The following is an 8,265-nucleotide window of genomic DNA, read 5'->3' as shown; positions in this document are numbered from 1 at the left end:
GTCAGCGTCAGATGTTCGATACGGCGGTCTTTTTCGTCCGGTTTTCGCGTCAGCCAGCGCCGCCGTTCGAGCTCGGCGACAGCGCGCGAAACCTTTGTCTTGTGCATGGCCGATTGCTCACCGATTGCAGACGCCGTCATCGTTCCATGCTGCCCCAGCCCCGAAAGGGTGCGCCATTCCGGCCGCGTCAGGCCGTGGCTATCCTTGTAAATCCGCGAAAATTCGCGGCTGACGGCGTCGGCAAGCCGGTAGAGCCGGTAGGGCAGGAAATTTTCCAGATTGAGAATTTCAGGCGCGTCGGACGCTTCGCTCTTGATCGCCATTTTTCAAAGCCGCCATTGATGGTTACATTTTCAATGGTTACAAATGAAACCAGTTTGGTCAATTGAGATCCATTCCGGGGAGGAAGCAATGGCCTTTTCCTACATGCCGGGTTTCGGCAACGACTTCGAAACCGAGACGCTGCCCGGTTCGCTGCCACAAGGACGGAACTCCCCGCAGCGGCCGGCCTACGGCCTCTATGCCGAGCAGCTTTCGGGCTCGCCCTTCACCGCCCCGCGCGGCACCAATGAGCGCTCTTGGCTCTACCGGATCCGGCCGAGCGTCAAGCACACTGGCCGCTTCAAGCCTGCGAGCTATCCCTTGTGGAAGAGTGCGCCCAATGTCGGCGATCATGAGTTGGCGCTTGGCCAATACCGCTGGAATCCGGTGCCGATGCCGAAAGAGCCGACCGATTTTATCGCCGGCATGCGCAGCATCACCACATCAGGCGACGTGCTCGGCCAGACCGGCATGGCGGCACATGTCTATGTCGCCAACCGCTCGATGGTCGACGACCATTTCTTCAACTCCGACGGTGAATTGCTGGTCGTGCCGCAGGTCGGCGCATTGCGCTTCGTCACCGAGATGGGCGTCATTGAGCTGCGGCCCGGCGAGATCGCGGTGCTGCCACGCGGTCTGGTCTTCAAGGTCGAGCTGGTCGACAAGGAAGTGCGCGGCTACGTCTGCGAGAACTACGGCGCCAAGTTGACGCTGCCCGACCGCGGCCCGATCGGCGCCAACTGCCTGGCCAATCCGCGCGATTTCAAGACGCCTTGCGCCTGGTTCGAGGAGAAGGAAACGCCGTGCCGGCTGACGGTGAAATGGTGCGGCAATTTCCATGTCACCGAGATCGGCCATTCGCCGCTGGACGTCGTTGCCTGGCACGGCAATTACGCCCCCTACAAATATGATCTGGCTACCTTTTCGCCTGTCGGCGCGCTGCTGTTCGACCATCCCGACCCGTCCATCTTCACTGTGCTGACGGCACCCAGCGGCGAGGAGGGCACGGCCAATATCGACTTCGTCATCTTCCCGCCACGCTGGCTGGTGGCCGAAGACACGTTCCGGCCACCCTGGTACCACCGCAACATCATGAGCGAGTTCATGGGCCTGATCCATGGCCAGTACGATGCCAAGGAAGAGGGCTTTGTGCCCGGCGGCATCAGTCTGCACAATCTGATGCTGGCCCATGGACCGGATGCGCCTGGCTTCGAAAAGGCCTCGCGCGCGGACCTGAAACCGGTCAAGCTCGACAACACCATGGCGTTCATGTTCGAGACCCGATTTCCGCAAATGCTGACCCGCTACGGCGCCGAACTCGAAACCCGGCAGGACAATTACATCGACTGCTGGGCGGATCTGAAGAAGCGTTTCAATGGCACGCCCGAGGGCGACTGGTCTTGAGCACCGAGCCAATGCCGGATCGGCTGGTGCTTTTGGGCTCGAAGGGTGGCCCGGAATTGCGGCCGGGTGGTCCGTGGCCGAGTTCGTCGCTGCTGCAGATCGGAGGCCGCAGCATCGTCGTCGACTGCGGGCTTGGCGTGACGCGCGGTCTGGTCGACGCGGGCATCGGCCTGAAATCGCTCGATCTGATCTTCATCACGCATCTGCACTCCGACCATGTGCTGGAACTGGGGCCGTTGATCCACACCGCCTGGACGGCGGGTCTGGCCACGCCCGTCGGCGTCTTCGGTCCGCCCGGCACTGGCCACTACTGGCGGCGCTTTTGCCAGGCGATGGAGTTCGATATCGAAATCCGCATCGTCGATGAAGGCCGACCGGATATTCGCGACCTGGTTTCGATCAGCGAATTCGGCGAAGGCCAAGTGGTCGAACAGGGCGGCTTGACGGTTTCGGCGCTGCGCGTCGAGCATCCGCCGGTGACCGACTGTTTTGCCCTGCGCTTCGAACACGGCGGGAAAAGCGTGGTGTTCTCCGCTGACACGGCCTTCTTTCCGCCGCTCGCGGATTTTGCCCAAGGCGCCGATATCCTCGTCCACGAAGCCATGCTGGAAGAAGGCATCGAGCGGCTGGTGGCCAGGACCGGCAATGGCGCGCGGCTGAAAGACCACCTGCTCGCCAGCCACAGCTTTGCCGAAGAGGCCGGCAGCATCGCCAGCGATGCCAGTGTCAAGAGACTGGTGCTCAATCATCTCATTCCGGCCGACGATCCCGGGATCGGCGAGGCCGACTGGACTGACGCTGTCAGGAAAACATGGGCCGGCGACTTGACGATCGCCCGCGACGGTCTTGTTGTGGGCTTAAGCAGCGCCAAAGCTGCAGCAGGAGAGGAAACCGCATGAAGCTTGCCACATTGAAGGACGGGACGCGCGATGGAAAACTCGTCGTTGTCTCGCGCGACCTGACACGCTTCACCGACGCCTCGTTCCTGGTGCGCACGCTGCAGGCGGCGCTCGACGACTGGCGCCGCATCGCCCCGCATCTCGCGACAATAGCGGAATCGCTTGAGAACAATGCGGTGCCGGCGGAGCGCTTCCACGAGCATGACGCCCACTCGCCGCTGCCGCGCGCCTATCAATGGGCCGACGGCTCGGCTTATGTGAATCATGTCGAACTGGTGCGCAAAGCGCGCGGCGCCGAGATGCCTGCGAGCTTCTGGACCGACCCGCTGATCTACCAGGGCGGCTCAGATTCTTTCATTCCGCCACGCGATCCGATCCGCATGGCTGACGAAGCCTTCGGCATCGACATGGAAGGCGAAGTCGCCGTCATTGTCGACGACGTGCCGATGGGCGCCAGTGTCGATGAGGCGCGCGCGGCGATCCGGCTGGTCATGCTGGTCAATGACGTCACGCTGCGCGCTCTCACCGGACCGGAACTGGCCAAAGGTTTCGGGTTTTTCCAGTCAAAACCGTCCTCGGCGTTTTCGCCTGTCGCGGTCACGCCGGACGAACTGGGTGACGCCTGGGACGGCGGCAAGGTCAGCCTGCCGCTGCTCGCCGATCTCAACGGCAAGCCGTTCGGCCGGGCCAATGCCGGTATCGACATGACCTTCGATTTTCCGGCGCTGATCGTTCACGCAGCAAGGACACGGCCATTGGCGGCCGGCACGATCATCGGCTCGGGGACCGTCTCCAACAAGCTCGACGGCGGGCCGGGCAAGCCTGTTTCGGCCGGTGGCGCTGGCTATTCCTGCATCGCAGAAGTGCGCATGATCGAGACCATTGTGTCAGGCGAACCCAAAACGCCGTTCCTGCGCTTCGGCGACACGGTGCGCATCGAGATGAAGGACAAAACCGGGCATTCGATCTTCGGCGCCATTGAGCAGAAGGTCGAGAAATACGAGAGGTAAGGGCATGACGGGGGACTATCTTCTGGCCGGTGTCTGGGCACTCGCCATACTGGCGGTCTTCATCCAGGCGATCCGGCTGAGCTACCGCATTGAGGCGCGATCGCCCAGCCTGACCAACCGCAGCGGCTTTCCGCGCAAGGCGATGATGTTCCACACCATCACCAACATGAACGTCGCGCGCGACGAGGAAACGCAAGCCATGCGGCGGCGCATGAACCGGCTTCTGCTGATCGTTCTTGCCGGATTCGCGATCATGGGGGCAGGCTTGCATCTGATGCGGGCAGGGGGATGATCTCGTGAACCTGCTCGACCATCTGCGCCGTATGGCCGGCAACAATCTGTGGTCGAACGACCGGCTCTACCGCGCGGTGCTGTCGCTCCAGCCAGGCGAGTTCGAGGCCGAACGCACCAGCTTCTTTCCATCGATCAAGGCGACGCTCAACCACATCCTTGCGGTCGATCTTCTCTACCTCGATTTTCTCGAAGAGGGTGGTCTCGGTGCTGCCGCCCATGACGACTTCGTGCCCCTCGACGAGCCGGGGGCGTTGTTTGCGGTGCAGGTCGCAGCCGACCGGCGGCTGATCGCCTTTTGCGATAGACTGTCGGCCGACGACCTCGATCGGCAGGTTATCACCGACCGGCGCGAGGACGGCATGATCCCCGAGCGCATCGGCGACATCCTCGCCCATGTCTTCCTGCACGACATCCATCATCGCGGCCAGGTGCACGCCATGCTTTCGGGGACGTCGGTCAAGCCGCCGCAACTGGATGAGTTTCTGCTCTATTATGATGCGAAGCTGAGGGAGAGAGAGGTCGAGCGGTTGGGGCTCTAATTAATCGTCAAGCCGCTCGGCCCTTTCAGAGCAGCGGTGGCGCCGATAGGTCTTTCCTTGCCGGGGGGCGGCAAGAGACGCGCTACGACCCTGCCGCGCCGGGTGATTACGATCTCCTCGCCGGCATTTGCACGCCTGACGAGTTCCGACAGTTTGGCTCTGGCTTCCGTAATAGAGACGTGCACGGCTCGACCTCGCTAGGCCCAACCTTAAGCCAAAGCCGGGCCGCAGCGAGAGTAACCTTACGCCGCTTTGCCGTCCACCTTGATCACGCCGCGCTTGATCTGGTCCTGCTCGATGGATTCGAACAGCGCGCGGAAGTTGCCCTCGCCAAAACCTTCGTCGCCCTTGCGCTGGATGAACTCGAAAAAGATCGGGCCGATCACGGTCTTCGAAAAGATCTGCAGCAGGATCTTGGTCGTGCCGCCATCGACGACGCCTTCGCCATCGATCAGGATGCCGTGCTTCTTCATCCGCTCGATCGGTTCGTCATGGCCGTTCACGCGGTCGTACGACATGTCGTAGTAGGTCTCCGGCGGGCCGGGCATGAACTTCAGCCCGTTCTCAGCCAGCCTGTCGGTGGCGGCATAGATCTCGTCGGTGCCGACAGCGATGTGCTGGATGCCCTCGCCATTGTATTTCTTCAGATATTCGGCGATCTGGCTGGTCTCGTCCTTGGACTCGTTGAGCGGAATGCGGATCTTGCCGCAGGGCGAGGTGATGGCGCGGCTCACCAGGCCGGTGATCTTGCCGTCGATGTCGAAGAAATGGATCTGCTTGAAGCCGAACAGATTGCGGTAGAAATCCCACCACTTGTCCATCTGGCCGCGATAGACATTGTGGGTCAGGTGATCGAGATAGTAGAAGCCGACGCCTTCCGGCCGTGGGTCGCGAGCGCCCAGCCATTCGAACTCGGCATCATAGGCCGAACCCTTCTTGCCGTAGGTCTCGATGAAGTAGAGCAGCGAGCCGCCAATGCCGACGATTGCCGGCACGTCGAGCGCCTTGTCGGCGCCTTCGTAAGGCGTGGCGCCCTTGGCAACGGCATGGTCGAAGGCGTGCTTGGCATCGACCACCCGCCAGGCCATAGACGCAGCACAGGGGCCGTGCTTGTCGACGAACTTCATCGCATGCGAGCCGGGCTCGGCATTGACGACATAGTTGATGTCGCCCTGCCGCCAGATGGTGACGTCTTTCGTGCGGTGCTTGGCCACCGCGACATAGCCCATACGGGTGAACAGTTGAGCCAGTTTTTCCGGTTCCGGATGCGCTAATTCGACAAACTCGAAACCGTCCGAGCCGGCGGGGTTGTCCTTGCTGATCGTGGCAGGCGGGGCGTCGTGCGGGAAGGGACCCATGATATTCCTCCGAAAGCTGGCCTGGCCTAAAAAGCCCATTTGACACGATCATAACGCGGAGGAGGCGCACGGTGCTTGCATTCAAACGCTTGAAATGATGATGTCATGCGTGAAGCGTGCGTGATGTGAGGAAAAACCATGGATGAGGCGCGTATTGACCAGTTTGACCGCAAGATAATGGCGCTGTTGCAGGGTGATGCGCGGCTGACCAACAACGACCTTTCGGAGCGGGTGAACCTGTCGGCGTCGCAATGCTCGCGCCGCCGCCAGCGGCTGGAGGAGGACGGCTTTATCAAGGGCTATCGCGCCGTTCTCGACCGCGACAAGCTCGGTTTTTCCCTGGTCAACGTCATCTCGGTGACGCTCGCCACGCACAACCGCGACAATGCGCGGCGCTTCGGCGAACTGGTGGCGCGGCTGCCTGAGGTGCAGGAAGCGCACGCGCTGACCGGCGAGATGGATTACATTTTGAAAGTGGTGACGCCCGACCTGAAGTCGCTGTCGGAATTCGTCAACGGCGTGCTCCTGCCACACGAATCCGTGCAGCACGTGAAGACGGCGATCGTGCTGGAGACGTTGAAGGAGACCGGCGCACTGCCGATTTAAGCCCTGGCCGTTCAGCCCTTCGACTGTTGGATCAGCCCATAGAGATTGGTGCAGCGGGCGCCGGAGCGGCAATAGGCGAAGACCGGGCCGTCGAGTTCGTTGAGCGCTTCGGCCTGATCCTCGACATTCTCGGCGGTGATCTGGCCGCTGATCACCGGAATGTAGCGGAAGGCGAGCCCTGCGGCTTCGACCGCTGCCTTGACGGTGTCGGCAGAAGGCTGGCCGGGCTGTTCGTCATCGGGCCGGTTGCAGATGACACTCTTGAAGCCGGCTTCCTTGATGGCGGCGACGTCCTCAGGCTGGATCTGGCCCGAAACCGAATAGTCCTCGCTGATTTCGCGGTATTCCATGGCAGCATCCTCGCAAACTGGTCAGGCGGCAGTCTTGCCACTCCCCGACATGGGCGGCAATCCGTACCGAAGGAATTCTCTGCCAAATAGACACTGCGTGCCGGAAAATCCAACCGGGCCGATGCGGCCCGGCTGGACGATCCCTTCATACTCAGCTGCCGAGAATGGCGCCTTTGATCTGACGGATGTTGTTGTGCATCATGTCGATATAGGTCGCGGCCGGGCCGTCGGGCTGCGACAGCGCATCCGAATAGAGCGTGCCGCCGACCTTGATGCCGGTTTCGCTGGCGATCTGTTCGATCAGGCGCGGGTTGGTGATGTTCTCGACGAAGATCGCAGCCGCCTTGTCCTGCTTCACCTGATTGACCAGTTTGGCGACGTCTGCGGCGGATGGCTCGGAGTCGGTCGAGATGCCTTGCGGAGCGAGGAAGGTCAGGCCGTATGCGTGTTCGAAATAGCCGAAGGCGTCATGCGAGGTGATGACGACGCGTTTGCTCTCCGGGATTGAGGCGATCGCCGCTTTCACTTCGCCTTCGACTGCGTCGAGCTTCTTCGTGTAGGCGGCGGCATTGGTCTGGTAGCTGACGCAGCCTTCCGCATCCGCCGCGCAGAAAGCCTCGGCGATGTTCTTCACGTAGATCCTGGCATTGGCGATCGACTGGAAGGCGTGCGGATCGGTGACCGTCTTGCCGCCGCCGGTGCCGGCACCTTCGGCCGCGTCGGCATCGGCGAATTCAGGTTTGAAATCGATCGGCGTCACGCCCGTGGTCAAGGTGATGATAGACGCCTTGGTGGCGCTGGCATCGACCAGCCGCTGCAGGAAACCTTCGAAATGCAGGCCGTTGACCAGCACGATGTCGGCCTTGGCCATGGCCACAGCATCGGCCGGGCTCGGCTCGTAGACATGGGCGTCGCCATCCGGCCCGACAATGGTGGTGACGTCGATGCGGTCGCCGCCGACATTTTTGGCGAAATCGGCAATGACGGTGAAGCTGGCGACCACTTTCAGCGGTGCGGCCAAGGCCGACGATGCGCCAAAAGCGGTTAATGTTATAACGCTCATCGCCAGGGCGGCATGGATCGATTTCAGCATAGACGGTCTCCTTCTAGGGGCGGGGATCAGGCCGTTCTGTGACGGTGATGGATGATGCGCGCGCGCAGAATGCCGCGCGTGCCAAACAGGATCGAGGCGAAATAGACCACGCCGGCCGAAAGGATGATGGCCGGGCCGGATGGCAGCGACGCGTGATAGGACAAAAGCAGCCCGGCGACGCAGGAGGCGAAGCCGATCAGCACCGCCAGCACGCACATCGGCTCGACGCGAGCTGTCCAGAAGCGAGCAGCTGCGGCCGGCAGCATCATCAGCCCAACCGACAGAAGCGTGCCGAGTGCCTGGAAGCCGCCGACAAGGTTGAGCACGACAAGGCCGAGGAAGATGAAATGCACCGGACTGCCGAGCCGGCTGACCGAGCGCAGGAACAGCG

12 protein-coding genes are annotated in these 8,265 nt (G+C 61.9%); 6 read left to right on the top strand and 6 right to left on the bottom strand.

All coding sequences use genetic code 11. The features are described from left to right. A partial coding sequence (locus EOC06_RS25780; RefSeq protein ID WP_245470063.1) for a MarR family winged helix-turn-helix transcriptional regulator occupies window positions 1-323 on the bottom strand: 323 nt, incomplete at its 3' end. Between the two features lie 88 nt (window positions 324-411). Here EOC06_RS25780 and hmgA point away from each other — a divergent pair. Genes hmgA through EOC06_RS25755 form a run of 5 tightly spaced genes read left to right on the top strand, consistent with a single transcriptional unit; the run spans window position 412 to window position 4,467 of the window. After that, window positions 412-1,725: a homogentisate 1,2-dioxygenase gene (gene hmgA / locus EOC06_RS25775; RefSeq protein WP_127269413.1), complete on the top strand. Its 1,314-nt coding sequence runs from the start codon at window positions 412-414 to the stop codon at window positions 1,723-1,725. Window positions 1,726-1,736: 11 nt separating this feature from the next. Continuing rightward, the gene (locus EOC06_RS25770; protein ID WP_164898735.1) at window positions 1,737-2,624 is read left to right on the top strand and encodes an MBL fold metallo-hydrolase; all 888 of its coding nucleotides are present in this window, start codon (window positions 1,737-1,739) and stop codon (window positions 2,622-2,624) included. Beyond that, window positions 2,621-3,634 carry a fumarylacetoacetate hydrolase family protein gene (locus EOC06_RS25765; RefSeq protein WP_128309105.1) on the top strand — a complete coding sequence of 338 codons (1,014 nt, stop codon included), beginning with the start codon at window positions 2,621-2,623 and terminating at the stop codon, window positions 3,632-3,634. The genes EOC06_RS25770 and EOC06_RS25765 overlap by 4 nt, the downstream gene beginning before the upstream one ends. Window positions 3,635-3,638: 4 nt before the next feature. Beyond that, window positions 3,639-3,926: a hypothetical protein gene (locus EOC06_RS25760; protein WP_128309104.1), complete on the top strand. Its 288-nt coding sequence runs from the start codon at window positions 3,639-3,641 to the stop codon at window positions 3,924-3,926. Window positions 3,927-3,930: 4 nt separating this feature from the next. Continuing rightward, on the top strand, window positions 3,931-4,467 hold the full coding sequence (locus EOC06_RS25755; RefSeq protein ID WP_127381852.1) for a DinB family protein: 537 nt from the start codon (window positions 3,931-3,933) through the stop codon (window positions 4,465-4,467). Here the strand turns inward: EOC06_RS25755 and EOC06_RS25750 are convergent. Together EOC06_RS25750 and hppD are read right to left on the bottom strand one after the other, a co-directional pair. Further along, on the bottom strand, window positions 4,464-4,652 hold the full coding sequence (locus EOC06_RS25750) for a type II toxin-antitoxin system Phd/YefM family antitoxin (RefSeq protein ID WP_127270132.1): 189 nt from the start codon (window positions 4,650-4,652) through the stop codon (window positions 4,464-4,466). The two genes, EOC06_RS25755 and EOC06_RS25750, sit on opposite strands and share 4 nt — an antisense overlap. Before the next feature lie 57 nt (window positions 4,653-4,709). Beyond that, a complete protein-coding gene (gene hppD, locus EOC06_RS25745; RefSeq protein WP_128309103.1) occupies window positions 4,710-5,825 on the bottom strand; it encodes a 4-hydroxyphenylpyruvate dioxygenase in 1,116 nt (371 codons plus the stop codon). Window positions 5,826-5,963: 138 nt separating this feature from the next. Here hppD and EOC06_RS25740 point away from each other — a divergent pair, with 138 nt between their 5' ends. Further along, window positions 5,964-6,431, top strand: a complete 468-nt coding sequence (locus EOC06_RS25740) for an Lrp/AsnC family transcriptional regulator (RefSeq protein ID WP_127270128.1) — start codon at window positions 5,964-5,966, stop codon at window positions 6,429-6,431. Between the two features lie 11 nt (window positions 6,432-6,442). On the opposite strand, the gene EOC06_RS25735 is transcribed toward EOC06_RS25740, so the two are convergent. The 3 genes from EOC06_RS25735 to EOC06_RS25725 form a co-directional block, all read right to left on the bottom strand. Next, window positions 6,443-6,781: a TIGR01244 family sulfur transferase gene (locus tag EOC06_RS25735; protein WP_127321732.1), complete on the bottom strand. Its 339-nt coding sequence runs from the start codon at window positions 6,779-6,781 to the stop codon at window positions 6,443-6,445. Window positions 6,782-6,932: 151 nt separating this feature from the next. Then, entirely contained in the window at window positions 6,933-7,874 is a 942-nt protein-coding gene (aztC, locus tag EOC06_RS25730; protein ID WP_127329847.1) for a zinc ABC transporter substrate-binding protein AztC, read from the bottom strand. A 26-nt stretch (window positions 7,875-7,900) separates the two neighbouring features. Continuing rightward, window positions 7,901-8,265 (bottom strand): metal ABC transporter permease (locus EOC06_RS25725; protein ID WP_164898734.1); only part of this gene is annotated, 365 nt, incomplete at its 5' end.

This window comes from Mesorhizobium sp. M7A.F.Ca.MR.362.00.0.0 (assembly GCF_004023175.1).
In the GTDB taxonomy this organism is placed as follows: Bacteria; Pseudomonadota; Alphaproteobacteria; order Rhizobiales; family Rhizobiaceae; genus Mesorhizobium.
Note: the sequence above shows the minus strand (reverse complement) of the source record. Positions and strands in the feature narration are given on the sequence as shown.

Bases quoted from the DNA above. Each gene is read 5' to 3' on its own strand.
- hppD (WP_128309103.1), bottom strand. From the start codon at position 5,825: ATGGGTCCCTTCCCGCACGACGCCCCGCCTGCCACGATCAGCAAGGAC.
- aztC (WP_127329847.1), bottom strand. From the start codon at position 7,874: ATGCTGAAATCGATCCATGCCGCCCTGGCGATGAGCGTTATAACATTA.
- EOC06_RS25735 (WP_127321732.1), bottom strand. From the start codon at position 6,781: ATGGAATACCGCGAAATCAGCGAGGACTATTCGGTTTCGGGCCAGATC.
- EOC06_RS25770 (WP_164898735.1), top strand. From the start codon at position 1,737: ATGCCGGATCGGCTGGTGCTTTTGGGCTCGAAGGGTGGCCCGGAATTG.
- EOC06_RS25765 (WP_128309105.1), top strand. From the start codon at position 2,621: ATGAAGCTTGCCACATTGAAGGACGGGACGCGCGATGGAAAACTCGTC.
- EOC06_RS25760 (WP_128309104.1), top strand. From the start codon at position 3,639: ATGACGGGGGACTATCTTCTGGCCGGTGTCTGGGCACTCGCCATACTG.
- EOC06_RS25740 (WP_127270128.1), top strand. From the start codon at position 5,964: ATGGATGAGGCGCGTATTGACCAGTTTGACCGCAAGATAATGGCGCTG.
- hmgA (WP_127269413.1), top strand. From the start codon at position 412: ATGGCCTTTTCCTACATGCCGGGTTTCGGCAACGACTTCGAAACCGAG.